Raw genomic sequence first — 25,238 nt, forward strand, 5'->3', positions numbered from 1 at the left:
AAAAAGAGTTATCTTTGTATCGAATATAACCTACTTAAAAGAAAAATAAAAAGCTTTACCGCTTCACTATATGGCAAAAAAAACAGTCAGGAAAAAGAAAACTCAAGATAAAAGAACCTCTTTCATCGAATTCATAAAAAAAGAGCGTACAAAATTCTTATTGGGAGTCTGCCTCTCATTTTTTGGGGCATACATACTACTGGGAGAAATATCATTTTTCTTTACAGGAGCTGCCGACCAAAGTAAGGTAACAAATAAATTTTTTCTTGATCTTATTTCTCACAAACAGGAAATAAGCAACTGGACAGGTGTTGTAGGTGCATTCGTTGCAGAAAAACTTATAAACAATTGGTTTGGAGTATTCTCTTTGCTTATCCCTGTATATCTCATCCTGATGGGCTTGAAACTGATGCGTGTCGTCAATATTTCGGCTATCCGTTCATTCCTGCTTATGGCTTATGCCCTTGTGTGGGGTTCTATTACATGTGCTTTTATTTCGAGACTGATAAACGACGGAAGCAACATCCTTTGGGGTGGTGCTCACGGAATGGAGGTAGAAAGAATACTGGAAGCCGCATTGGGCATACCGGGCGTTATTATGATTATTATTCTTCTACTCATTATATTCCTTATCATTACGAAGAAAGCTTCTATGGAATTCTTCCGTGGACTATTTAAGAACCCACTAAAAAATCCTAATCAGGAGGAAGAAGATATAATTGAAGAGGAAGAAGAGGTATATGAAGAAGAGCTTCCAGCTGAAGAAAAGAAAAGCTGGTTTAGCTTTTTAAGGAGAAAGAAAAAAGAGGATGATCAATCGACTGAAACGGAGGACTTAGGAGAAGACTTCATATTGCCTACAGCTACTGCAAAGGATAAGAAAACAAAGGACAAGCCGGCAACGTCAATGAAGATCGACAACGACTTCGAGATTGTTATTCCTGAGGATGAAGAATTTACTCCCACACAAAATACATTTATTCCTCTCGCAAATCCTCAGCCTGTTACGAATACGGAAAATGTTCCGGACTTCTTACCCGAAGGCGAAGAGATGGAAGAATACGATCCGACCAAAGATCTATCCAATTTCCATTTTCCATCTACAGAATTGCTGAAGATATACGACATGACAGGCAAAGGTGTAGATATGGAAGAACAGAATGCCAACAAAAGTAAAATCATCACCACTCTACAAAATTATGGCATCGAGATCACATCCATCAAAGCAACTGTAGGGCCTACAATCACCTTATATGAAATAGTACCAAAAGCAGGTGTACGTATTTCTAAGATCCGTAACCTCGAAGACGACATAGCTCTTAGCCTCTCGGCTCTGGGTATACGTATTATTGCCCCTATGCCGGGTAAAGGCACAATAGGAATTGAGGTTCCGAACAAAGATCCTCAGATAGTATCGATGCAGTCTGTAATTGCCTCTCGCAAATTTCAAGAATGTGCTTTCGATCTCCCCGTTGCTTTAGGGAAGACAATCACGAATGAGATTTTCATGTTCGACCTATGCAAGATGCCTCACTTACTCGTAGCAGGAGCAACAGGACAAGGAAAATCGGTAGGATTGAATGCCATAATAACTTCGTTGCTATACAAAAAGCATCCGGCCGAAATGAAGATGGTGTTGGTTGACCCAAAGATGGTGGAGTTCAATATTTATTCAAGAATAGAGAAACATTATCTGGCAAAACTCCCTGACGCAGAAAAAGCGATTATCACCGATGTTACCAAAGTGACTCAGACGCTAAACTCTCTGACTAAAGAGATGGATGATCGCTATGAGCTGCTTATGAATGCCGGAGTGCGTAATATAAAAGAATACAATGAGAAGTTCCGCAAACGCCGACTAAACCCATTGAAAGGACATCGCTTTCTCCCCTATCTGGTTATTATCATCGACGAGTTTGGCGACCTGATAATGACTGCCGGAAAAGAGATAGAAATGCCTATCGCCCGTATTGCCCAAAAGGCTCGTGCCGTAGGTATGCACATGGTGATCGCAACACAGCGTCCGACAACAAATATCATTACAGGAACTATAAAAGCGAACTTCCCTGCCCGTATGGCTTTCCGTGTCACTTCGCAGATCGACTCCCGCACTATTCTTGATATGTCGGGTGCCAATCAATTGATCGGACGTGGAGATATGCTCTTCTCACAGGGCAGCGACCTTGTACGTATCCAATGCGCCTTTGTCGATACCCCTGAAGTGGAAGGTATAGCACAATATATCGGAAACCAACAAGGCTATTCGAGCGCATTCGAACTCCCTGAATATATAAGCGAGATGGGCGAAGACAAAGGTGGAAGTATCGACCTCAATGATAAAGACCCACTATTTGAAGAAGCTGCACGCCTTCTCGTAGTTCACCAGCAAGGATCTACATCGCTAATACAGCGCAAGTTCTCCATCGGGTACAACCGTGCAGGCCGCCTGATGGATCAATTGGAAGCAGCAGGGATTGTAGGGCCAACACAAGGCAGCAAGGCTCGTGATGTTCTTATTGCTGACGAATACAGCTTAGAACAGAAGTTAAATTCATTTGGCTAAGCCTCCTTAATGGTCAATATCATTCTGCCGGAAAAAAGACTAGCCAAGTTTAATATTTAAACCTTTAATGAATAACAAAGTCAAAGAAGCTAAACAATATAACCAAAGATGAAAACAAAGTTACTTTCCCTTATATCACTCTTAGTATTCACATTGAGCATTTCTGCACAAGATGCACGCTCGATCTTAGATAAAGCCGCCGAAACATACAACAAAGCCGGAGGGGTTGTAGCAAGCTTTACTTTAGACTCTAAAGACACGAAGGCTAAACTGGTATATAGCTACGATGGCAAGGCTTATATGAAGGGAGACAAGTTCAAGATAGAAATCCCCGATGCTATTACTTGGTTCGACGGTAAAACACAATGGGTGTATGTAAAAGATACTGAAGAGGTAAACATCAGCAATCCTACAGGTGCAGAGCTACAAGGAATAAGCCCTTCTATGCTTTTCAGTATTTATAAGAAAGGCTATAATCTATCCTACAAAGGAGAAAAAAGAATAGGAGGAAAAACTGTTTTGGAGATAGAACTGATTCCCCAAAAGAAGAATGCAGACATCACCAAAATACTGGTACAAATAGATAAAGCCAGCAATGTATTCTCAAAGATCACACTGACAGATAAAGCCGGCATACAAAATATCTTATCTATAAAAAGCTATCAAACAGGAACTAATATTCCCGATGCTACTTTTTCTTTCAATAAGAAAGATTATCCTAATGCAGAAATAGTAGACCTTAGATAACATAGATTGTGTTTATCATTACATAGAAAATACGAACCGAATAACCTTTGAAGATATAAGCAAATTCTATATATTTGTATAAAATATAAACAAAACATATAAAAATATAAGACATGAACGAAAAAGTACGTTGCCTCATTATTGGCTCAGGACCTGCGGGATACACTGCAGCTATTTATGCGTCGAGAGCAAATCTTTCTCCGGTACTATATGAAGGAATACAACCCGGAGGACAATTAACAACAACTACCGAGGTTGAAAACTTCCCGGGATACCCTGAAGGTATTACCGGCCCCGAACTGATGGAAGACCTAAAGAAGCAGGCTACACGCTTTGGCGCTGATATACGCTTTGGTATAGCTACAGCAGCACACTTCTCTTCTCATCCGCACAAAGTGACTATCGATGGCGAAAAAGTGATTGAAGCAGATACTGTTATTATAGCAACAGGAGCCAGTGCCAAATACTTAGGTCTATCAGACGAAACTAAATATGCAGGCATGGGAGTTTCTGCGTGTGCTACATGCGACGGATTCTTCTATCGCAAGAAGGTTGTAGCTGTTGTTGGTGGTGGAGACACTGCTTGTGAAGAAGCAATCTATCTGGCAGGACTAGCCGAAAAAGTGTATCTGATTGTACGTAAAGCACATATGCGTGCATCGAAGGTGATGCAAGACAGAGCTATGCAAAATCCTAAGATAGAGATCTTATTCGAATGCAACGCGACAGGACTTTTTGGCGAAAATGGCGTAGAAGGAGTACATGTAGTAAGACACCTCGGTGAACCAAACGAAGAAAAGTTCGATATCAAGATCGACGGATTCTTCCTTGCTATAGGACACAAGCCTAATACGGACATATTCAAGGCGCAGCTTAACCTCGACCCTGTAGGATATATTATCACAACACCAGGTACTCCGAAAACAGGAGTAGAAGGCGTTTTTGCCGCAGGAGACGTAGCCGACCCTATATATCGTCAAGCTATTACAGCTGCCGGAAGTGGTTGTCAAGCTGCGATAGAAGCAGAAAGATACTTAAGCGAAAAAGGCCTGTAAGGCATCTATATACTAAAAAAGAAAATCCGGATCATACGATTCGGATTTTCTTTTTATATCGTTCTATAAAGAATTACCTTCTCATATTCGGCATTTTGCCACCTTTCATCTGAGTCATCATCTTCATCATCTTACGAGTTTGGTCAAACTGCTTGATAAGCTTATTCACCTCTTGGATAGATGTTCCGCTACCTTTAGCGATACGCTCACGGCGACTTCCGTTCAGGATTTCAGGAGTTGAACGCTCTTTGGGTGTCATCGAATAAATGATAGCTTCGATACTCTTGAAAGCATCATCATCAATATCCATATCTTTAATAGCCTTACCAACTCCCGGAATCATAGACGCCAAATCCTTCAGATTACCCATCTTTTTGATTTGCTGTATCTGTCCGATAAAGTCGTTGAAGTCAAACTGGTTCTTTGCTATTTTCTTTTGTAGGCGACGAGCTTCTTCCTCATCGTATTGCTCCTGTGCTCTTTCTACGAGCGAAACGATGTCACCCATGCCCAATATACGGTCTGCCATACGCTCAGGGTGGAATACATCCAATGCGTCCATCTTTTCGCCTGTACCCACAAACTTGATCGGCTTGTCTACAACCGAACGGATAGAAAGCGCAGCACCACCACGCGTATCACCATCTAGCTTGGTAAGCACTACCCCGTCGAAGTTGAGCCTGTCATTAAATTCTTTTGCTGTGTTCACCGCATCCTGTCCTGTCATGGAGTCTACTACAAAGAGAATTTCGTCAGGTTTCACAGCATCCTTAATCGCTGTGATCTCTTTCATCATCTCCTCATCGATAGCCAAACGACCGGCGGTATCGACAATAACAAGGTCATTGCCATTTTGCTTTGCATGCTTAATTGCATTTTGAGCAATCTGTACCGGGTTCTTACTTCCCTCTTCCCAATATACAGGGACTTCGATTTGCTCTCCTAATATCTTCAACTGTTCGATCGCAGCAGGACGGTAAACGTCTCCGGCTACAAGCAACGGATTCTTACCTTTCTTAGACTTCAGCATCTTGGCAAGCTTTCCTGAGAAAGTAGTCTTACCCGAACCCTGAAGACCCGACATAAGGATTACAGCCGGATTGCTTTTCAGATGAACATCTGTAGCGGTTCCACCCATCAAGGCAGCAAGTTCATCATGAACTATCTTCACCATCAATTGCTCAGGCTTAACGGCAGTAAGCACATTCTGCCCCATTGCCTTTTCCTTCACAGTCTCGGTAAACTGTTTTGCTGTCTTATAGTTTACGTCGGCATCTAATAAAGCACGGCGAACATCCTTTAGGGTTTCCGCAACATTTATTTCGGTGATTTTACCTTCACCCTTCAGTATCTTAAACGAGCGCTCTAATCTATTACTTAAACTTTCGAACATATTATATGGTTGTTATTTATAATCAATTTACATGGGTGCACAAAGATATAAACTTTTGGTATAAAGTGAAAAACTCACTATGCTTTTCTTATATTTGAAGTCACAAAGAATGATTATGTCAGCACTATGGAATCCGTGGCACGGCTGTCACAAGATAAGCGAAGGTTGCAAACACTGCTATGTGTATCGTGGTGATGCAAGACGAGGCATAGACAGCACAGTTGTAACCCAAACAAAAAACTTCGATGTACCCATCCGGAAAAAGAGAAACGGAGAATACAAAATACCATCCGGCACAGAAGTATACACCTGCTTCACATCCGGCTTCTTCAACAAAGACGCAGATCAATGGCGTCCCGAAGCATGGCGAATGATACGAGAACGGAGCGACCTAACCTTTCTGATGATAACCAAACGCATCGACCAACTGACAGTAGGACTACCCGACGACTGGGGCGATGGCTACGACAATGTCACCATTTGCTGCACGGTAGAGAATCAGGATAGAGCTGACTACAGGCTGCCTATTTACAAAGCTGCTCCCATCAAGCACAAAATGATTATATGCGAACCTCTCTTGGAAAGGATAGACCTGAACCCTTACATCGGGTCATGGGTAGAGCATATTACAGCCGGAGGCGAATCGGGTCAAGATGCACGCCCTTGCAATTTCGACTGGATCATGGAACTGCACGAACTATGTATAGCAAATAACATATCATTCTGGTTTAAGCAAACCGGTTCGCGACTGATAAAAGATGGCAGGCTCTATAATGTTCCCAGAAGACTGCAACATGCCCAAGCACGCAAAGCCGGGATCAACTATAAACCGTAAAAAGTATCGACAAAAGCCTAAAAAGTGACAATTTAGCGAAAAATTTATTCATTATATATCAACCATTTACAATCAAAAAGTGACAAAAGTGACACTTTTAAGCATGTTGTAAAATGTCACCTTTTGTCACCCTGTTATATCAAAGAACTCTCTCTTATTAGATAAACTTTATAGCTGAAAATGCAAAAAGTAAATCAAGACAGATAGTTCTTAATAAGCTTACAATAGAACGGATCAGAATTTATATCCTACACTGATATATGCAGCCCGATTTTTGATTTTAGTATCTTTAAATACTTTGGTTAATCCATGATCGGCACCAAGGCTAACATTTATTTTATTTAAAAATTCAACACCTACAGCTCCGCCAATTCCAAAATCGAAACGATTGGTATCATCCCCAAAGAAATCCTGATCTTCAAATTGTTTTGCATCCGATTTTATTTTTCCGCCTACTCCATAAGCCAAATACGGCCCTGCACGGAATACGAGTTTAGTGCCGGGTGTTAAATCCAGTTTATATCCGGCATGTATAGGCAATTGAATATACATCGAATTATAGGTAACTTTATCCTTCGTGCCGGAAACATTAACTGGTACATTTTTACCTTTGGTTCCTTTCGTTGTAAACTCAAGTCCCGACATCAAATAAAAACTACTTGGCAATGCAAGCTCGGCAGTTAGCCCAATATTGAAACCAACCTTATTATCATCATCTACATTTTGCAACTCGGACAAATTCATTCCGGCCTTTACTCCTAGAGATACAGGCAATTGTGCAAACATACTAACGCTTGCTACCAAAGCAACAAGCAAAGCAAAAGAAATTTTAATAATTCTCATAATATTAATAAATTAGTTCTGGTTCTTAAGCACCCTAAATTAGACAAATAATTCTATTTGACAAAAAATCGGATCTAAAGAAAGCTTCATTAGCAGTAAGTTTTTTATGATGTATACGGTAAAAGAAGCCGACGAACTTCGTTACCCCAGTATAATAAAACCTTTATTTAAAAGATGTAAAAAGTTATCAAGAATAATTTTATTCTGACTACTTTAGCAATCTAAATGTATAACGATATAAATTAATAGCTAGATGAACACTCTTTTATTTTTAGGAAACTTAGGAACCGGAGAAATCATCATCATTGCCATTGTTGTTTTACTATTGTTTGGAGGAAAGAAAATTCCTGAACTCATGAAAGGATTGGGTAAAGGAGTAAAAAGCTTCAAAGATGGTGTAAATGGCCTTGAAGACGATATAAACGGAACTTCTGAAAACAAGTAATAATTTCTCAGAAAATTATTCTTTTGATATAGGCCCGGATTAGTTATAATCCGGGTTTTTCGATTTGTAAACAAAAGCGTTTTATTTCTGTTTTAAGTAATATGGATATATGTATAGATTTTGACGGGACATGTGTAACACATGAGTTCCCGAATATAGGAAAAGATATTGGCGCAATCCCTGTTTTGAAAGAACTAACGGATAAGGGTCATCGGCTGATACTCTTTACGATGCGCAGCGACCGCAAAAAGAAGAAAAAAATAAATGGCGAGGAGGTCATCGTTGAAGAAAACGTACTGACAGAAGCCGTAAAATGGTTTGAAGATAATGGCATACCTTTGTATGGCATCCAAAAAAATCCGACTCAACGGTTTTGGACATCATCGCCCAAGGCCTATGGACATCTTTACATAGATGATGCGGCTCTGGGTTGCCCACTTGTTCTAGATGATCCCACATCTGATAGGCCCTATATAGATTGGGTTCGAATAAGAGAAATACTGGTGGATTCGGGTGTTTTATAAATAAAGCAAGTTATAAAAAGGAATTACTCTCGTATTCTCATTTCCCTTCTTTTACCACAGAGTAAAAAGTGTCACACAGAGATCTTTCAATACAAGAAATACGTCATTATTTTTTACCAACGACTTAATTACTGTATAAAATGGGCAGAAGAATATTATTTATCATCTTAATGTTTGTTTCTCTAGGCTCTTTCGGTCAAGAGAAAATGGCTTTACGCACCGATGAGGTGAATGTATACTTTAAGGAAGCGGAAGTTGCTGCAAAGAAAAGTAAGAACCTTTGGGGTAAAAATATCTTTGGTCCTATAATGTTGATTAATCCGGCAACGAAAGAAATCTATGCGAATGTACAAGACTCGTTAGGCGAACTAAAACAAGACAATCATATCTATACCGGAATTTTCTCCAAAAAGGAAAATATCGCTAACACTTCTATCCGATGGAACGGAACAGATTGGGCTACAGTGATGCTGCCTTTGCCCGAAAATAAATATGATCGAATAAGTTTATTGCTTCATGAACGGTTCCATGTTGTGCAACCGGAACTGGGATTTAGCCAAAGTAATGGCAACTGTGCTCATCTTGACAGTAGAGATGGCCGGATATACTTGCGATTAGAATTAGAGGCTCTTAAAAAAGCAGTTTCGGCATCGACAACATCCCAGATTAATGAGCATGTGACGAATGCATTCATATTCAGAAAATACAGGCAATCTCTTTTCTCCGAGGCGGATACCGAGGAAAATAAACTAGAGCTCAATGAAGGCCTTGCCGAATATACAGGCGAAGCAAGTTGTGAAAGACCCGAAAAACAAAAGGGAGAACACTTTGTGAAGAATATTGATAGATCTATGAAAAACCCCACTTTTGTACGCTCTTTCGCCTATCAGACGATCCCTGCCTATGGTTATTTATTGGATAAGAGGAAGCAAGGTTGGAACAGAAGTATAAATGATAATACCAATCTCAGTAATTTTCTTATTGATGCTTTTCAAGTGAAAATTCCTTCAAGTTTGAAGGATGTCGTGAGCCAAATTGCGAACTCATATAATGGCACGGAGATTACAAATGAAGAGGTCATCCGCGAAGAAAAAATTCAGAAACTTATAGTAGAATACAAATCCAAATTTATCGAACAGCCTCATTTCGAAATAAAATTGGAAAAGATGAGGATAAACTTTGACCCACGTAACATTATGCCTCTTGAAAATAAAGGGACTGTATATCCTAACGTTAGAGTTATAGATGAATGGGGTACATTAACAGTTACCGATGGAGCATTAGTAAGTTCGGATTGGAAAACAATCACAATAACAAACCCGACTAATATGGATGGATATAAATTATCGGGGAATGGTTGGACGTTAGAGCTAAACAAAGGGTACTCAGTAGTTATTACAAACGGAAACTTTGGTTTGAAAAAAGATTAAAAACATTAAGATGAAAAAGATATTGATGGGGCATAATTTCAAGCGGGAAGATTTTGCCGGACTTGAAGGAAAGTTTATCATTATATACCCCGAAAACAAGCTGTTCACAAAAGATGAAATTTTGGAACGGATATCCGACATAGACGTATTCGTCCCTAATTTTTCGTTTCAGACAGATGCAGAGATTATAGATAAGGCAAAAAACCTAAAACTGATAGCCAACTATGGCGTAGGGTATAACAATATAGATGTGGAATACGCAGCCTCGAAAGGCATTGCCGTAACCAATACTCCCCAATCGGTACTAGAACCCACAGCCGAGTTGTGCTTTGCCCTGATGATGGCAACAGCACGTAAAGTAGCTTATTACAATCACAAGCTGCACTCAGGCGTCAGACTCGATTGGAGTATATATGGAGATTTGGGTGTTTCGCTTTATGGGCAAACGCTTGGTATATATGGCATGGGGCGTATCGGGCAGGCGGTTGCACGCAGAGCCTTAGCATCGGGCATGAACATCATTTATCATAATAGAAACAGGCTGCCAAAAGACATTGAAGAGAAGTATAACGCCACCTATGTAGATTTCGACACACTCCTCAAAGAGTCGGACGTGGTATCGCTTAACGCACCTGCCACAGCCGAGACTTATCACCTGATGGGAGAAGCCGAATTCAAGAAAATGAAAAACAGTGCTATACTTATCAATACTGCCCGTGGGCAACTGGTAGACGAGAAAGCTCTTGCCACAGCCTTGAAAATAGGAGAAATATATGCGGCGGGTCTTGATGTGTTCGAAAAAGAGCCTAAGATTCACCCTGAACTATTGGAATTGGATAATGCCATTCTGTCTCCTCATGCCGGAACAGGCACTTATAGCGCACGACGAGATATGGCTCACGAAGTGGTAAAAAATATAATCAATTTCTTCGAGGGAGGACAAATAGATAAGGTGAATTAGTTACAATTCACCTTTCTTTATTTTATTCAGCAGCCCATCGCAAGAATCTTCCAGCAGATCGAGAACCAGCTCGAAGCCATCAGCGCCCGAGTAGTAAGGATCGGGTACGTGATCGTGTACAAAGTCTTGCGAAAAATCCATCATACGGTATACCTTCTTTTCCGATTCCAAGTCGGGTGCCAGTCGCATTACATCACGATGATTGTTGTCGTCCATCACCAAGATAAGATCAAAATTATCGAAGTCGTTCACCGTGAACTTACGAGACAAAGAATCCAGCGTATACCCTCTCCGAGTTGCATGTTTTCTCATTCGTAAGTCGGGCAATTCATCGATATGATATCCTGACGTTCCCGCCGAATCAACCGCAATCTTATCAGTTAACCCCTGCTCTTTTACCATCGTTTTGAAAATTCCTTCCGCAGCAGGAGAGCGGCAGATATTTCCTAAACAGACGAAGAGTACTTTATATTCCTTTTGATTGTCAATATTTTGCATTTATTTTTTCGTTTTGGTTTATATTAATCGATTAATAACGATTTATACAAAGATATAACTATTTAGTTAGTACCCTAATTAGAGCACTTTTTTAGAACATCTTACAGATAAATTTCGTTCGGAAATTGATATGTAAATCCTGTTAATATTGAGTAATCAAAAAAGCTTAGTGCCCATATATTCTCTTTGTCATGCTGAGGTGACGAAGCATCCCGACTCTTTATAGCACCGAGATTCTTCACTCCGTTCAGAATGACAAAGGAGTAATATGAACAAAAAGAGTGTATGAATAAATTATTATCTGAGAATCATATATAATACTCTGCCATATCAATCAGCCCTGCACGCATCGCATATTTCGTTGCTTCGTGCACATTATTTATCTCCAGCTTGCGGAAGATATTCTTACGGTGGGTAATGATAGTATGAAAGCTAAGATTGCGATTCGCCGCAATTTCTTTTGTAGTACGCCCTATGGCTATTTCTTTCAGTATTTCTTTTTCTGTAGAGGTCAGTATATGATCCACAGTATCGGTAGGTGCTTTCTGTGCTTGCAGTAATTGGTTGGCAACCCTTGCACAAATAAAACGTTCGCCCCTTAATACATGAGCCAGCGCAATATTTATTTCATCGAGTCCCGACGACTTGAGAACAATACTGTATGCTTCGCTCGTAGATGTCAATCTGCGCAGGAAGTCATAGCTCAGTTCTTCGGAGAATAACAACCAGTTTACATGCGAAAAACGATAACCTACATTCAGCAAGTCATCTACGCTTATAAAATCAGACAGGGTATAATCCAGTATCACAACGGCTTCGGGGTGAGAGCTCAACAATCTTACCAGTTCGGATTTACTTTCCGTGAAAAGTACCGAAGAGGCTTTTTTTGTCTCACCTACCAGCGTCTCCATCCCGATACGGGTTATACCTTGCCGGTCTACGATTATAACATCTTTCTGTTCCATTTAGTCATTTGATGCAAAGAACAGTAAAGTTAGCTATTTCTGCTTAAAAAACTTATAAAAAAATAGCATTTGATAATCAATTGCATTATTCCAGTATTCTCCTGTATGTCCTCCCGGACGAACGATATAATCATGCTTGATATTTCGATATACCATTTCTTTGTGCAATTGCTCGTTTACCTGATAGAAAAAGTCGTCTGTTCCGCAATCGAAAATAATAGATAACGAGCCCGGTTCTATCTTATCCAATTGATTGATTACCGTATGGCTATCCCACAATTCGGAGTTCTCTTTATACGAACCTATACGCAGCTTCATATCCCAGTTGTTTGGGAAAGGGCGAATATCTAAACCTCCACTCATCGACCCGCACGCACCAAAAACATCAGGATGATTTATACCTAGCCACAAACCTCCATGACCACCCATGCTAAGCCCTGTTATCGCACGGCCTTTGGGTGAAGTTATTGTTTTATAATTTTGGTCGATATACTGCACCAATTCTTTGCTCACATAGGTCTCAAACTGAAACTTAGGATCGATAGGGCTATCCCAATACCAACTATTTTGTCCATCGGGACAAACAACGATCATCCCCAATCGGGTAGCATCTTGCGGTAGTGTTGGTTTGAGCGACACCCACGAATCATAACGTCCTGAGTAGCCATGCAGAAGATACAGTACAGGGTATTTAACCGTACCATCCTTCTTATATCCATCAGGAAGAATTATCACATTTTTAATACTTCGGTTCATTTTAGGACTGAATACCTCAATTGTATCCACAGTCTGAGCCTGTACAGAACACAAAGCAAAGATTGCAAGTAAAAATAAAACAGCTTGTTTTTTCATAATATTTTAGTCAATAATTATAATTCATGCTTCGTCAAGAAATCTGCAATAGCCTGCTCTACATACTCCTCTCCTCTTTTCATCGATTCGTCCAGGGAAACATTTTCAGGTTTAATGGGAATTATAAAATCAAAGACACAAGCATATAACTCCTGTGCTCCTTTTTCCAGATCTCCTGCAATAGCTATTACTTTTTTCCCTTCCGCTCGTGCTAGTTGAGCGACACCATAAGGGGTTTTCCCATATTGGGTTTGAGAATCGATTTTACCTTCACCCGTAAATACTACATCAGCCTTTTTTATAGCAGCTTTAAGATCGGTATAGTCAATTACAATATCGATCCCTTTCTGCAAACGTGCATTTGTAAACGTTAGCAATCCGGCTCCGAGACCTCCGGCGGCACCGGCTCCCGGGACATCTTTCACGTCTCTGCCCAGTTGATTTTTGATCACTTCTGCATAGTGTAGCAAGGCATCGTCCAGCGCACTTACCATTTCCGCAGTAGCTCCTTTCTGCGGTGCGAAAACAAAAGAGGCTCCGTTTTCTCCACACAAAGGATTGGATACATCACAGGCTGCCTCAATATCTATATCTTGTAATCGCTTATCTATAGACGAAAGATCTATCCTATCCAGTTCTCGGAGAGCTAATCCGCCAAACGGCAGATCTTTATTTTCTTTATCAAGAAATCTGACCCCTAACGCTTGGGCGAAGCCTGCGCCACCATCGTTGGTAGCGCTACCTCCTATTCCCAATATTATTTTTGTTACGCCTCTACTGAGGCATGCCTTAACCAACTCACCTGTGCCGTATGTAGTAGTCACAAGTGGATTGCGGCTACCCTTATCTATCAAGTAGAGCCCGCTTGCCGATGCCATCTCAATAACGGCAGTAGATCCGTCTCCCAGAATTCCATATTTGGCAGAAACAATACCTCCTAACGGATCTGTTACACGCTCTTCATATATCTTACCGTCGGTAGCATCTACCAAAGATTGCACAATTCCCTCTCCTCCATCTGCCATTGGTATTTTCGTGCATATTGCTTCGGGGTAGATTCTTTTTATACCTCTTTCCATCGCATCACACACTTGCTTGGCTGTCATGGAACCTTTAAATGAATCGGGAGCTAATACAAAAATTGGGTTTTTCACAGATTAGCAACTTCGTAGATTTACTTCACTCTTGTCCAGACCTGCGTCCTTCCAAAAGCCGAAATGCCGACATAGCCTCTTACTTTCAGTTTATCGTTTCCGTCAAGCGATACGGTACATTTATACAATTTACCATTCGAAGGGTCGAGTATCTTTCCGTCACTATATTCTTTGCCATCTTTAGATAAGCCTTTTAGAATCTCAAGACCAAGAACCGGTTTGTCTTTATCGGCCCCCGAACAATTCTGACACTTTATATTTTTTTTTGCCGGATTGAGTATCTCGATCACTTTCCCATAGATTTTACCGCCACGTTCGGTGATTTCTACAATCGATTTAGCTTCTTTGGTTTCATCATCAAATGTTTTCCATTTACCAACCACAGACTGTGCATTTGCAGTAAGGATAGAAATAAAGAACGCCGACAGCAATATTAGTTTTAATTTCATACAATAATTTTTTAATTGGTTATTCGTTTGCGAAAATAGTCAAAAATAAAGAATAGTTTATTTTGAAACTTTCTAAAAGTGAAGTCTGAAATAATAAATATTGTAAAGAGATTTAGTTCTCTTCCTTTTCTTGTTGTTTTCCAAAAGATTTCTTCACCCAGCGAGGAACAATTAATGCCCCCACCAAGAGGTAATTATAATAAGTAAGCAATCGCCACAAAAGAATCATCAGCGGCACAACCCCTACTAATGGTATGAATTCGCTCAGGTATTCTTTAAAGATAAACTCACTGAAACCGCTTCCTCCGGGTGTAGGACTTACTACCATCATAATCCACATCACAAACTGGCGGGCAAAGATAAGCAGGTTGTCATGCACAGTAAAGAAAGCCATAAAGATAGCATTGACTACCAGGTATCGTGAACCCCAAGACAAAATGGTAGCGAGTATCAGAGGCCACCAAAAAGAGAAGCCTTTTCCTCGTATTTCCCTCGAACTAATAACGAGATCATCGCCCGCCTTCACCGCACTTTTGTGCCATCGCCTCAAAAAAGGCAATCGAAAGAATTTAATAATAAGCCAGCGTATTGCCTGAGGTCTAAAAAACAGCCCAATTATCAGCAGTGTACACAGAACCATTTTTATGAGATAAGCGACCGCAAACAAAGCTAACACTCCGTTACCAAGAGCCGAATGGTCGGAAAACAAAGTATCGAAAGGGATAAGAAGAAGTAGAATAGGAAATGTAACAACAAAGTACATTTCGTCGAGTAACAACGTAACAAAAACCATTGCCGTACTTCGCCCGACAGGGATTTTCTCTTTTGTCAAGAAAACAACAGCCATTGTAGAACCTCCTACTACCGAAGGTGTTATTGCCGAACCGAATTCAGCCAATAGAGTGACTTTGATACATTGTATCCACGACAATTGCTTTTCGGTAAGATAGCGATAACGAATTGTAAAGCCGATATCACGCCCCAGCATAAAACAAAAGGCTATACATATCCAGAATACAGTATGTTCTGTAATGGTTATCTGTTTGAGATCAGACATGTCAAACTCGCGGCTAAGCATATATATGATAACTCCTATACCGATGAAGGTAGGCAGCAATATCTTCCATATACTAAATCCTTGAGATTCTTTTTCCATATTTAAAATCTGAAAACGTACAAAAATAAGAAAACATTTCGTCTTTTTCTTTTCTTTCGTACATTTACATAGCCGAACTCTTAATAACAAATGAACGATATGCAAAACAGAGTAGAAAAAGCAATCGCTTTATTCAACAGCGGTTATAATTGCGCTCAAGCTGTTTTTACAGCTTATGCGGATATATATGGCATCGATCCTGAAACAGCCCTGAAACTATCCTGTACATTTGGAGGCGGAATGGCCGGTACTCGCGAAATGTGCGGAGCTGTATCCGCCATGACAATGATAGCCGGACTGGAGACAGGAACGGCAAAAGCCAACGATCAGGAAGGAAAACAATATTCATTCGATAAAGCACAATACCTAATGAGTGAATTTAAGAAAGAAAACAAATCAGTCGTCTGTCAGAATCTCTTACTCGAGTTGGAGAAAGAACCCGAACCTGCCGATGGTAAAAAACGATGTTCTAAGTTCGTTAAGTTATCCGCCAAACTTATCGAAGAACATTTAATCAGAAAGAAATGAATTTTACGCTACACTCGGAAAGAATAAAACTAAGAGCAATCTTAGAAACCGATACTGAGACCATATACAATTATCGCTCGTTACCCGAAGTTGCCAAATATCAATATTGGGAACCTTTCACAATGCAGCAAACGAAAGACTTTGTTAGCCGATGCTGTAATCCCGATTTAGACGAAGAAGACCAATGGATAGGCTTGGCTATCGTGTATCAGGGAAAAGTGATAGGTGATTGTGCATTCAAGATTAGCGAAAATATAGCAGAAGTGGGTTGCAATATTTCGCCCGAGTATCAGGGCATGGGGCTAGCAAGAGAATCATTGAGCATTCTTATTCGTTATTTCCTTAAAAATAAAGATGTAAAAGAAATAATAGGGATCACCGATTCAAGAAACATCCCTTCTGTCAGGTTGATGCAATCGTTAGGTATGGTTAAAGTTCCTGACTTTGAAACCCTGATTATTTGCAAAGGCGAAGATTGCATCGAACACAAATATGCTATAAGAATACATGATTGAACGATATATACAAAAGAGCAAAGCTTTTATTTTCCGCTTATGGGAGAAGTATAAAGGAGCAAAAAAGAAATACCAAATAGGTATTCCGATTTGTCTCATTCTTCTTATCTGGTATATATTTTGTTTGCCTTTCCCCCTATTCCATGTACCATATAGTACAGTTGTATCCGACAGACACGAAGAACTACTTGGCGCACGTATTGCAGATGATCAGCAATGGCGTTTTCCGACAAGTGATTCCATCCCTGAAAAGTATAAGATCTGCCTGATAGAGTTCGAAGACCAGCACTTCCGTGCACATTGGGGAGTAAACCCTTTAGCAATAGCACGTGCTATAAAACAGAATATCAGCAGCGGAAAAATTATCAGCGGGGCAAGTACTATCACCATGCAAACCATCCGTCTGTCTCGGAAAGAGAATCGTACATTCGGAGAGAAGTTTATAGAGATGATATTGGCTACACGACTCGAATTTTCCTACTCCAAAGACGAAATACTCAATCTGTATGCATCTCATGCTCCGATGGGAGGCAACGTGGTAGGAATAGACGCTGCATCGTGGCGATACTTCGGACATCAAGCGGCAACACTATCATGGGCAGAAGCAGCAACCCTCGCCGTGCTCCCCAATTCTCCGAGCCTGATGCACTTCGGTAAAAACAGAGATAAGCTTCTGAACAAAAGAAACAAGTTACTGGAAACACTTCATCAGCGAGGTATTATAGAGAAAATAGACTACGAACTGGCAGTGGGCGAACCCTTACCCTTTCAGCCTTATGCACTACCCCAGATAACACCGCACTTAGTTACCCGCATATACAAAGAGGATGGAGGTAAACATATAACAACGACGATAGATAAATACCAACAGGAACAGACAGAATCTATCCTTAACCGCTGGAATGCAGAATTTGCCCAAAATGGAATTAAAAATATAGCAGCAATAGTTTTCGATGTAGAAAAGAATGAGGTTGTCGCCTATTGCGGGAACGTTGATTTCGAGAAAGATATCTCCGCCAATCAGGTAGACATCATACAAGCTCCTCGCAGTACAGGCAGTATACTCAAGCCTTTTCTCTATTGTGCTATGTTGCAAGAGGGAGAATTACTCCCCAATCAACTCCTACCCGACATACCGATCAATATAGGAGGGTTTGCGCCCAAGAACTTCAGCTTGCAATACGATGGGGCCGTTTATGCATCCGAAGCTCTTGCACGCTCCCTAAACGTCCCGTTTGTCGTATCTCTACGCAACTATAGCATACCCAAATTCTATAACCTGCTAAAAAAAGCGGGGATGACTACACTCAACCGTTCTGCCGACAATTATGGTCTGTCTCTTATATTAGGTGGTGCTGAAGGGAAACTATGGGATATAAGCTCTATGTACTTGAATATGGCGCAGCAATTAAACTTTTATAACGAAGACGGCAGATATTATGAAATGGGTCAACCCTCTTATATACTGAATAAAAATAATGGTGAGAAAGGCGACCGTATAAGGAATCCGTTATTTTCGGCAGGAGCAATCTGGCAAACATTCGATGCACTGACAAACCTAAACCGCCCCGAAGAAATAGATTGGCGGTCGATACCATCTATACAAAAGATAGCGTGGAAAACGGGAACCAGCTTTGGGTTTCGTGACGGATGGGCTGTGGGTGTAAATCCCAAATATGTAGTTGGAGTCTGGGTTGGAAATTCGGATGGAGAAGGACGCCCCGGGCTAACCGGTGCTCGTACTGCGGGCATGGTGATGTTCGACATATTCAGCTCATTACCGCAAAGCCGTTGGTTCGAAAGACCTGATCGAGATCTTGTAAGAGCAGAGATATGCCACGAAAGTGGATTTTTGAAAAGCATGAATTGCCCCGAAACAGAAATAGATACGATGTGGATTTGTAAAAAAGGACTGGAAGCAAAGCCATGCCCATATCACAAACTTGTGCACCTGTCGGAGGATATGCGTTATCAAGTTTACGAAAACTGCGCAGGCAGCAGAGGTATTGTACATACATCATGGTTCATTCTACCGCCATCGTGGGAATGGTATTACAAAGAGCAGCACCCTTCTTATCGTCCTCTACCTCCATATTCTCCCGAATGTATCAAAGATTCGGATGTGAAACCCATGGAGTTCATTTATCCTTTTCCGAATGCCCTCATTTCGCTACCGAAACAGTTGGATGGCTCTCCGGGACAACTTGTATTTGAGCTGGCTCACAGAAATCCTCAGAGCCGTGTGTTCTGGCATCTCGATGGGCAATATATTGGAGAAACTGAAATCTTTCACAAAAAAGAATATATTCCCGAAAAAGGAGAGCATACTTTGACCGTAGTAGACGATACCGGAGCTAGTCTTTCCACAAAATTTACAATAAAATAAAAAAAATAATACATCGCAAATAATTATACAACAATCAGTTACAAAATAAAATGAAAAATATTTTATTTTTTGCAACATTTATATGCAACGTTTTTAAAAGAAATGCATCTTTATAATATATTTTTTAGAAGACTTCTCAGCCTTCATACAAAACACAGTGTACAAAAACTATATTAAAAAGAGGTCGCAATTTAAAATATGCCCATATTAAAATCTGCGATTTAAAAAATAAAAAAAGTATCTGGAACCCCAGATACTTTTTTTTCTTTTATATAAAAGAGTAATTTCTTACTCTTCTTCTTTTTTAGGTTCTTCTGCAACAGGAGCTTCAGGCGCAGTAGCTTCTTCAACTACCGGCAAAGTTTCTGGTGCAACTTCCAAAGCTTCTACTTCTTCAGCTTTTTCTACCTTTTCTGCTTTTTCAGCTTTCGCTTTTTTTGCAGTTTCTTTAGCTTCTACAGCAGGAGCATCATCATCTTTTTTCTTCGAACGACGAGTTCTACCTTTAGATGCAGCTTTCTTCTCTTTCAACATGTTTTCGTTATAGTCTACTAATTCGATAAAACACATTGAAGCATTGTCACCTAAACGATTACCTGTCTTGATGATACGTGTATAACCTCCCGGACGGTCGGCTATCTTCTGCGAGATATTTTGGAACAGTTCTGTCACAGCAGCTTTGCTCTGAAGTTCCTGAAAAACCAAACGTCTCGATTGAGTTGTATCTTCTTTTGACTTAGTAATAATAGGCTCAACCACTTTTCTCAAAGCTTTCGCCTTTGCTACAGTCGTAAAGATGCGCTTATTAGGACTAAGTAACAAAGAAGTACACATATTGGATAACATCGCATTTCTGTGTGCACTTTTACGTCCTAAATGATTAATTTTTTTATTATGTCTCATGTCGCTTATTAATCTTTATCTAATTTATATTTAGAAATATCCATACCGAATGAAAGGCTCAGGCTATCCAATAACTCATCAAGCTCGGTAAGCGATTTTTTACCGAAGTTTCTGAATTTAAGAAGGTCATTCTTATTGAACTGAACCAATTCGCCAAGTGTTTCCACTTCTGCTGACTTGAGACAGTTAAGTGCACGAACCGAAAGGTTCATATCAGATAACTTAGTCTTAAGCAACTGGCGCATGTGCAGGATTTCTTCATCAAACTCTTCGTTACCATCTACTTCGTTTTGTTCAAGAAGAATCTTTTCGTCAGAGAACAACATAAAGTGATGAATAAGGATTTTAGCTGCTTCTTTCAAAGCTTCTTTTGGATGAATAGACCCGTCGGTTGCTATTTCTATTACTAATTTCTCATAGTCCGTTTTCTGCTCTACACGATAGTTTTCTATCGCATATTTTACATTACGGATCGGAGTATAAATAGAATCGATAGCTATAACATTAACATCGTCGGACAGACTACGATTTTCATCAGCAGGTACATACCCACGGCCTTTGTTAATATTCAATTCTATTTGGAAGCTTGCACTTTTGTCTAAGTGACAAATTACAAGATCAGGGTTTAATACTTCAAATCCTGACAGATGCTTCCCTATATCTCCAGCTTTGAATACTTCGGTACCTGAGACAGTAATACTTACCTTTTCTGTTTCAATCTCTTCTACGATTTGCTTGAATCGAACTTGTTTCAAGTTCAATATTATATTCGTTACATCTTCTATAACACCCGGTACGGTTGCAAATTCATGTTCGACACCGTCGATTTTTATAGAAGTGATAGCAAAACCCTCAAGAGATGAAAGCAGAATACGGCGTAAAGCATTACCCACGGTAATACCATACCCGGGTTCTAACGGACGAAATTCGAATTTTCCGAAGAAATCATCCGCTTCTAACATCAATACTTTATCCGGTTTTTGAAATGCTAATATAGCCATGAATTTAATTAATTTTTAGAATACAACTCTACGATCAACTGTTCTTTAATGTTTTCAGGGATATCCGCTCTTTCAGGAAGATGTAAGAATTTTCCTGTCATCGTAGCTTGATCCCACTCGATCCAAGGGTATTTGCTATGGTTAAAACCAGATAGTGCTTCGCCTACTACTTCAAGTGATTTTGATTTTTCGCGAACACCTACCAATTGGCCTGGTTTTAGTGAATATGAAGGAATATTTACCACAGATCCGTCTACTACAATATGACGGTGAGAAACAAGCTGACGTGCTGCTGCTCTTGTCGGAGCTATTCCTAGACGGAATACAACATTATCTAATCTTGATTCTAACATCTGAAGTAATACTTCCCCTGTGATTCCACGTGAAGCAAGAGCTCTGTCAAACATATTACGGAACTGTCTTTCGAGTACTCCGTATGTATATTTTGCTTTTTGCTTTTCACGTAATTGAATACCGTACTCGGACGATTTCTTTTTTCTTCCGTTACCATGTTGTCCCGGAGGATAGTTCTTTTTTGAGAGAACTTTGTCAGGTCCGAATATTGGCTCTCCGAATTTACGGGCGATTTTTGATTTTGGTCCAGTATATCTTGCCATTTTCTTTCTAATTAATAATGAAATGAAGCTAAAATTGTGCAGCCGCGACTACAGAGAGGGTTTTTGTAATCAAATCACAATTTAAGATCCAATTTTTAAATTTGATTAAACTCTTCTGTGTTTTGGAGGACGACATCCGTTGTGAGGAAGTGGAGTAACGTCAACGATTTCTGTTACTTCGATTCCTGCTGCATGGATAGTACGGATAGCAGACTCACGTCCATTGCCCGGTCCTTTTACGTATACTTTCACCTTTCTTAGTCCAAGGTCAAATGCTACTTTAGCACAATCCTGTGCTGCCATCTGAGCTGCGTAAGGAGTGTTCTTTTTTGAGCTTCTGAAACCCATCTTCCCTGCCGATGACCAGCTGATAACCTGCCCATCATTGTTTGTAAGCGATATAATGATATTGTTGAAAGAAGAATGCACATGAGCCTGGCCAATTGCATCCACCTTAACATTTCTCTTTTTCGCTGCGACTGTTTTTTTTGCCATATCAAATTAATTATTTTGTAGCTTTTTTCTTGTTAGCAACAGTTTTCTTTCTACCCTTACGTGTACGGGCGTTGTTCTTAGTACTTTGACCTCTCAATGGTAAACCGATACGATGACGGATACCTCTGTAACAACCTATATCCATCAATCGCTTGATGTTTAGTTGTACTTCCGAACGCAAGTCTCCTTCTACTTTAAACTGAGCAGCGATGATTTCACGCACAGCTCCGGCCTGATCATCGTTCCAGTCTTTTACCTTGATATCTTTATCAATACCTGCTTCAGCAAGGATTTTGTTAGCAGAGCTACGTCCGATACCATAAATGTATGTCAAGGCAATCTCGCCTCTCTTATTTTGTGGTAAATCGACCCCAACTATTCTTATTGCCATATATTTTTTAGATTAATTTGCAAAATTAATAAATTATCCCTGACGTTGTTTGAACTTAGGATTTTTTTTGTTTATCACGTATAAGCGACCTTTTCTTCTGACAATCTTGCAGTCAGCGGTACGCTTCTTAATTGATGCTCTTACTTTCATATCTTATGTTTTTTTTATTTGTATCTGAATGAAATCCGTCCTTTTGTTAAATCATAAGGAGACATCTCTACACGTACCTTATCTCCGGGAAGTATTTTAATGTAATGCATACGCATTTTTCCTGAGATATGTGCTGTGATTTCGTGACCGTTTTCGAGTTCTACACGAAACATAGCGTTTGATAGTGCTTCAACTATAACTCCGTCTTGTTCTATTGCCGATTGTTTAGCCATAAATAAATAAAAGGTTTTTTAAATTGCGTTACTTCCTAAAACAGCTTCTACAAATTCAAATGTAGATAATATGTCTGCTTTTCCCTGACGAATAGCGACTGTGTGTTCAAAGTGAGCCGAAGGTTTACGGTCACGAGTTCTTATAGTCCACCCATCATTTTCGAAAACGACATTCTTGCTTCCCATATTAATCATCGGTTCTATGGCGATGCACATACCTTTCTTCAACAAAGGACCTGTACCTCGTTTACCATAGTTAGGAACCTCGGGCGCTTCGTGCATCTTGCGACCTATACCATGTCCAACCAGTTCGCGAACGACCGAATAGCCACGTCTCTCGCAATATGTCTGCACAGCCTCACCGATATCTCCTATACGATTACCTTCTACAGCTTTTTCTATACCCAGATAAAGAGATTCTTTTGTTGTCCGCAACAAAGCTTTCACATCTTCCGCAACTTCTCCTACACAAAATGTATAGGCCGAATCGCCACAAAATCCGTTCTTCTCAGTACCGCAATCAACAGAGATCACATCTCCATCTTTAAGAATATAATCAGTAGGGAAACCGTGTACCACCTGATCGTTTACCGAAGCACATATAGCACCCGGAAAATCTACGGTTCCCGGAGCACCCTTGTATCCTAAGAAAGAAGGGATTGCTCCGTGATCGTATATAAATTCTTTAGCAATTTTATCTAACTGAGCAGGAGTTACCCCCGGCTTAATATGTTTAGCTACCTCGCCCAGGGTCATACCTACCAGGCGGTTAGCTTCACGCATCAATTCAATTTCTTCGTCTGTTTTCAGGAATATCATTTATAAACCTCCTTAATAAGCTGCGATCGAACCCGAACGTCCTTTGATTCTACCAGATTTCAATAAGCCATCGTAATGTCTCATCAATAGGTGGCTCTCAATTTGTTGCAGTGTATCCAAAACAACTCCCACAAGAATCAGCAACGATGTTCCCCCAAAGAATTGAGAAAACTCACGGCTTACTCCAAAAGTACTTGCAAATGCAGGCATGATAGCAACCAACGCCAAGAATAATGATCCCGGGAATGTTATACGGGACATTATCGAGTCGATATAGTCTGCTGTCTTTTTGCCCGGTTTGATACCCGGAATGAAACCATTGTTGCGCTTCAGTTCATCTGCCATCTGCACCGGATTGATGGTAACAGCAGTATAGAACCATGTGAAAGCAATAATAAGTACGGCAAGTACAACATTGTATACTACACTTGTATGATCGGTAAAAGACCCTAGAAAACCTGTTTTATCGGTAGAGAATCCTGCAAACATAACAGGCACCATCATGATTGCCTGAGCAAAGATGATAGGCATTACGTTCGCTGCATTTACCTTAAGTGGAATATACTGACGAGCTCCGCCATATTGTTTGTTACCCACTACTCTCTTAGCATATTGAACCGGTATACGGCGAGTACCTTGCACTAGTAATATTGCTCCGCAAACGACTAGTAACAAAAATACTATTTCTGCCAAAAACATAACCAATCCTCCCGCAGGGTTGCTCAATCGGGAAGTAAATTCACCGATCAGCGCATGTGGAAGACGTGATATGATACCCACAAGGATAATGAAAGAAACACCATTACCTATACCTTTATCTGTGATACGCTCTCCTAACCACAGAACAAACATACTACCTCCCGCAAGGATAATTGTAGAAGGAATAAGAAAATCCCATGAAGAAGGGGCTGCAGGTCCTAACGCTCCCAACAGGTATGCAGGTCCTTGGAATACAAGGATTGCCACTGTCAGATAACGTGTATATTGGTTCATCTTGGTACGTCCGCTTTCGCCTTCTCTCTGCAACTTTTGGAAATATGGTATCGCGATACCCAACAATTGGATAACGATTGATGCCGAGATATAAGGCATGATACCTAATGCAAAGATCGACGCATTGGCAAATGCACCTCCCGAGAACATATCCAATATTCCGAGCAAACCTCCGGCAGTCATCGAATGCAAGTTTGCAAGCTGCTGAGGATCTACTCCGGGAAGGATGATGTGAACTCCGAAGCGATAGATCACTACGAAAAAGAAGGTGATGAGGAGCCTTTTTCTAAGGTCCTCAATCTTCCATATATTTTCCAGTGTTTTTACCAATCCCATC

Annotated in this window: 28 protein-coding genes; 11 read left to right on the forward strand and 17 right to left on the reverse strand. The window is 40.3% G+C overall.

The window, feature by feature from the left end; genetic code table 11:
- Positions 1–70: 70 nt before the first annotated feature.
- The 3 genes from B3P17_RS09425 to trxB all read left to right on the forward strand — a co-directional run bounded on the left by B3P17_RS09425 (position 71) and on the right by trxB (position 4,365).
- Positions 71–2,563: an FtsK/SpoIIIE family DNA translocase gene (locus B3P17_RS09425; RefSeq protein WP_252637957.1), complete on the forward strand. Its 2,493-nt coding sequence runs from the start codon at positions 71–73 to the stop codon at positions 2,561–2,563.
- Between the two features lie 108 nt (positions 2,564–2,671).
- Complete coding sequence (locus B3P17_RS09430) at positions 2,672–3,310, forward strand: LolA family protein (protein WP_252637958.1); 639 nt, start codon at positions 2,672–2,674, stop codon at positions 3,308–3,310.
- Positions 3,311–3,423: 113 nt separating this feature from the next.
- Positions 3,424–4,365, forward strand: coding sequence for a thioredoxin-disulfide reductase (gene trxB, locus B3P17_RS09435; RefSeq protein WP_291105284.1), 942 nt, complete (start codon positions 3,424–3,426; stop codon positions 4,363–4,365).
- A gap of 73 nt (positions 4,366–4,438) precedes the next feature.
- Here trxB and ffh read toward each other — a convergent pair whose 3' ends face one another.
- The gene (gene ffh, locus B3P17_RS09440) at positions 4,439–5,758 is read right to left on the reverse strand and encodes a signal recognition particle protein (RefSeq protein WP_252637959.1); all 1,320 of its coding nucleotides are present in this window, start codon (positions 5,756–5,758) and stop codon (positions 4,439–4,441) included.
- 115 nt (positions 5,759–5,873) lie between these two features.
- Here ffh and B3P17_RS09445 point away from each other — a divergent pair, with 115 nt between their 5' ends.
- On the forward strand, positions 5,874–6,593 hold the full coding sequence (locus B3P17_RS09445; RefSeq protein WP_252637960.1) for a DUF5131 family protein: 720 nt from the start codon (positions 5,874–5,876) through the stop codon (positions 6,591–6,593).
- Positions 6,594–6,827: 234 nt separating this feature from the next.
- On the opposite strand, the gene B3P17_RS09450 is transcribed toward B3P17_RS09445, so the two are convergent.
- Positions 6,828–7,436 (reverse strand): porin family protein, encoded by a 609-nt coding sequence (locus B3P17_RS09450; RefSeq protein WP_252637961.1) that lies wholly within the window; start codon positions 7,434–7,436, stop codon positions 6,828–6,830.
- A gap of 253 nt (positions 7,437–7,689) precedes the next feature.
- Between B3P17_RS09450 and tatA the strand changes: the two genes are divergently transcribed.
- The 4 genes from tatA to B3P17_RS09470 all read left to right on the forward strand — a co-directional run bounded on the left by tatA (position 7,690) and on the right by B3P17_RS09470 (position 10,796).
- Positions 7,690–7,881 (forward strand): twin-arginine translocase TatA/TatE family subunit, encoded by a 192-nt coding sequence (gene tatA / locus B3P17_RS09455; protein ID WP_006841825.1) that lies wholly within the window; start codon positions 7,690–7,692, stop codon positions 7,879–7,881.
- Positions 7,882–7,982: 101 nt separating this feature from the next.
- Entirely contained in the window at positions 7,983–8,405 is a 423-nt protein-coding gene (locus tag B3P17_RS09460; RefSeq protein WP_135105535.1) for a hypothetical protein, read from the forward strand.
- Between the two features lie 140 nt (positions 8,406–8,545).
- Positions 8,546–9,835 carry a hypothetical protein gene (locus tag B3P17_RS09465; RefSeq protein WP_252637963.1) on the forward strand — a complete coding sequence of 430 codons (1,290 nt, stop codon included), beginning with the start codon at positions 8,546–8,548 and terminating at the stop codon, positions 9,833–9,835.
- 10 nt (positions 9,836–9,845) lie between these two features.
- Positions 9,846–10,796, forward strand: a complete 951-nt coding sequence (locus tag B3P17_RS09470) for an NAD(P)-dependent oxidoreductase (protein ID WP_252637964.1) — start codon at positions 9,846–9,848, stop codon at positions 10,794–10,796.
- On the opposite strand, the gene B3P17_RS09475 is transcribed toward B3P17_RS09470, so the two are convergent.
- The 6 genes from B3P17_RS09475 to B3P17_RS09500 all read right to left on the reverse strand — a co-directional run bounded on the left by B3P17_RS09475 (position 10,797) and on the right by B3P17_RS09500 (position 15,870).
- Positions 10,797–11,294, reverse strand: coding sequence for a low molecular weight protein-tyrosine-phosphatase (locus B3P17_RS09475; RefSeq protein WP_252637966.1), 498 nt, complete (start codon positions 11,292–11,294; stop codon positions 10,797–10,799).
- A 308-nt stretch (positions 11,295–11,602) separates the two neighbouring features.
- Positions 11,603–12,259, reverse strand: coding sequence for a helix-turn-helix transcriptional regulator (locus B3P17_RS09480; RefSeq protein ID WP_252637967.1), 657 nt, complete (start codon positions 12,257–12,259; stop codon positions 11,603–11,605).
- A gap of 33 nt (positions 12,260–12,292) precedes the next feature.
- Positions 12,293–13,111, reverse strand: coding sequence for an alpha/beta hydrolase (locus tag B3P17_RS09485; protein WP_252637968.1), 819 nt, complete (start codon positions 13,109–13,111; stop codon positions 12,293–12,295).
- Between the two features lie 17 nt (positions 13,112–13,128).
- Positions 13,129–14,265 carry a glycerate kinase gene (locus B3P17_RS09490; protein ID WP_252637969.1) on the reverse strand — a complete coding sequence of 379 codons (1,137 nt, stop codon included), beginning with the start codon at positions 14,263–14,265 and terminating at the stop codon, positions 13,129–13,131.
- A 20-nt stretch (positions 14,266–14,285) separates the two neighbouring features.
- A complete protein-coding gene (locus B3P17_RS09495; RefSeq protein ID WP_252637971.1) occupies positions 14,286–14,714 on the reverse strand; it encodes a DUF2147 domain-containing protein in 429 nt (142 codons plus the stop codon).
- A 112-nt stretch (positions 14,715–14,826) separates the two neighbouring features.
- Positions 14,827–15,870, reverse strand: a complete 1,044-nt coding sequence (locus tag B3P17_RS09500; protein ID WP_252637972.1) for a lysylphosphatidylglycerol synthase transmembrane domain-containing protein — start codon at positions 15,868–15,870, stop codon at positions 14,827–14,829.
- A gap of 99 nt (positions 15,871–15,969) precedes the next feature.
- Between B3P17_RS09500 and B3P17_RS09505 the strand changes: the two genes are divergently transcribed.
- From B3P17_RS09505 to pbpC, 3 genes are read left to right on the forward strand one after another with little or no spacing between them, the layout of a single operon-like run.
- Positions 15,970–16,398: a C-GCAxxG-C-C family protein gene (locus tag B3P17_RS09505; RefSeq protein WP_252637973.1), complete on the forward strand. Its 429-nt coding sequence runs from the start codon at positions 15,970–15,972 to the stop codon at positions 16,396–16,398.
- Positions 16,395–16,913 carry a GNAT family N-acetyltransferase gene (locus tag B3P17_RS09510; protein WP_252637974.1) on the forward strand — a complete coding sequence of 173 codons (519 nt, stop codon included), beginning with the start codon at positions 16,395–16,397 and terminating at the stop codon, positions 16,911–16,913. The genes B3P17_RS09505 and B3P17_RS09510 overlap by 4 nt, the downstream gene beginning before the upstream one ends.
- Entirely contained in the window at positions 16,906–19,299 is a 2,394-nt protein-coding gene (gene pbpC, locus B3P17_RS09515; RefSeq protein WP_252637975.1) for a penicillin-binding protein 1C, read from the forward strand. The genes B3P17_RS09510 and pbpC overlap by 8 nt, the downstream gene beginning before the upstream one ends.
- Positions 19,300–19,587: 288 nt before the next feature.
- Here the strand turns inward: pbpC and rplQ are convergent, their stop codons facing one another.
- The 9 genes from rplQ to secY all read right to left on the reverse strand — a co-directional run bounded on the left by rplQ (position 19,588) and on the right by secY (position 25,237).
- Positions 19,588–20,202 carry a 50S ribosomal protein L17 gene (gene rplQ / locus B3P17_RS09520; protein ID WP_252637976.1) on the reverse strand — a complete coding sequence of 205 codons (615 nt, stop codon included), beginning with the start codon at positions 20,200–20,202 and terminating at the stop codon, positions 19,588–19,590.
- 8 nt (positions 20,203–20,210) lie between these two features.
- Complete coding sequence (locus B3P17_RS09525; RefSeq protein ID WP_252637977.1) at positions 20,211–21,203, reverse strand: DNA-directed RNA polymerase subunit alpha; 993 nt, start codon at positions 21,201–21,203, stop codon at positions 20,211–20,213.
- A gap of 8 nt (positions 21,204–21,211) precedes the next feature.
- Positions 21,212–21,820, reverse strand: a complete 609-nt coding sequence (gene rpsD, locus B3P17_RS09530; RefSeq protein WP_006841810.1) for a 30S ribosomal protein S4 — start codon at positions 21,818–21,820, stop codon at positions 21,212–21,214.
- Positions 21,821–21,925: 105 nt separating this feature from the next.
- A complete protein-coding gene (rpsK, locus tag B3P17_RS09535; protein WP_006841809.1) occupies positions 21,926–22,315 on the reverse strand; it encodes a 30S ribosomal protein S11 in 390 nt (129 codons plus the stop codon).
- Between the two features lie 10 nt (positions 22,316–22,325).
- Positions 22,326–22,706, reverse strand: coding sequence for a 30S ribosomal protein S13 (gene rpsM / locus B3P17_RS09540; RefSeq protein WP_135105522.1), 381 nt, complete (start codon positions 22,704–22,706; stop codon positions 22,326–22,328).
- A 33-nt stretch (positions 22,707–22,739) separates the two neighbouring features.
- The gene (ykgO, locus tag B3P17_RS09545; RefSeq protein WP_006841807.1) at positions 22,740–22,856 is read right to left on the reverse strand and encodes a type B 50S ribosomal protein L36; all 117 of its coding nucleotides are present in this window, start codon (positions 22,854–22,856) and stop codon (positions 22,740–22,742) included.
- Between the two features lie 14 nt (positions 22,857–22,870).
- Entirely contained in the window at positions 22,871–23,089 is a 219-nt protein-coding gene (gene infA, locus B3P17_RS09550) for a translation initiation factor IF-1 (RefSeq protein ID WP_006841806.1), read from the reverse strand.
- Between the two features lie 18 nt (positions 23,090–23,107).
- On the reverse strand, positions 23,108–23,908 hold the full coding sequence (map, locus tag B3P17_RS09555) for a type I methionyl aminopeptidase (protein ID WP_252637978.1): 801 nt from the start codon (positions 23,906–23,908) through the stop codon (positions 23,108–23,110).
- A gap of 12 nt (positions 23,909–23,920) precedes the next feature.
- Positions 23,921–25,237 (reverse strand): preprotein translocase subunit SecY, encoded by a 1,317-nt coding sequence (gene secY, locus B3P17_RS09560; RefSeq protein ID WP_135105520.1) that lies wholly within the window; start codon positions 25,235–25,237, stop codon positions 23,921–23,923.
- Position 25,238 lies beyond the last annotated feature (1 nt).

Origin of the sequence: Dysgonomonas sp. UBA7630 (genome assembly GCF_002483985.1) — a bacterium.
GTDB lineage: Bacteria > Bacteroidota > Bacteroidia > Bacteroidales > Dysgonomonadaceae > Dysgonomonas.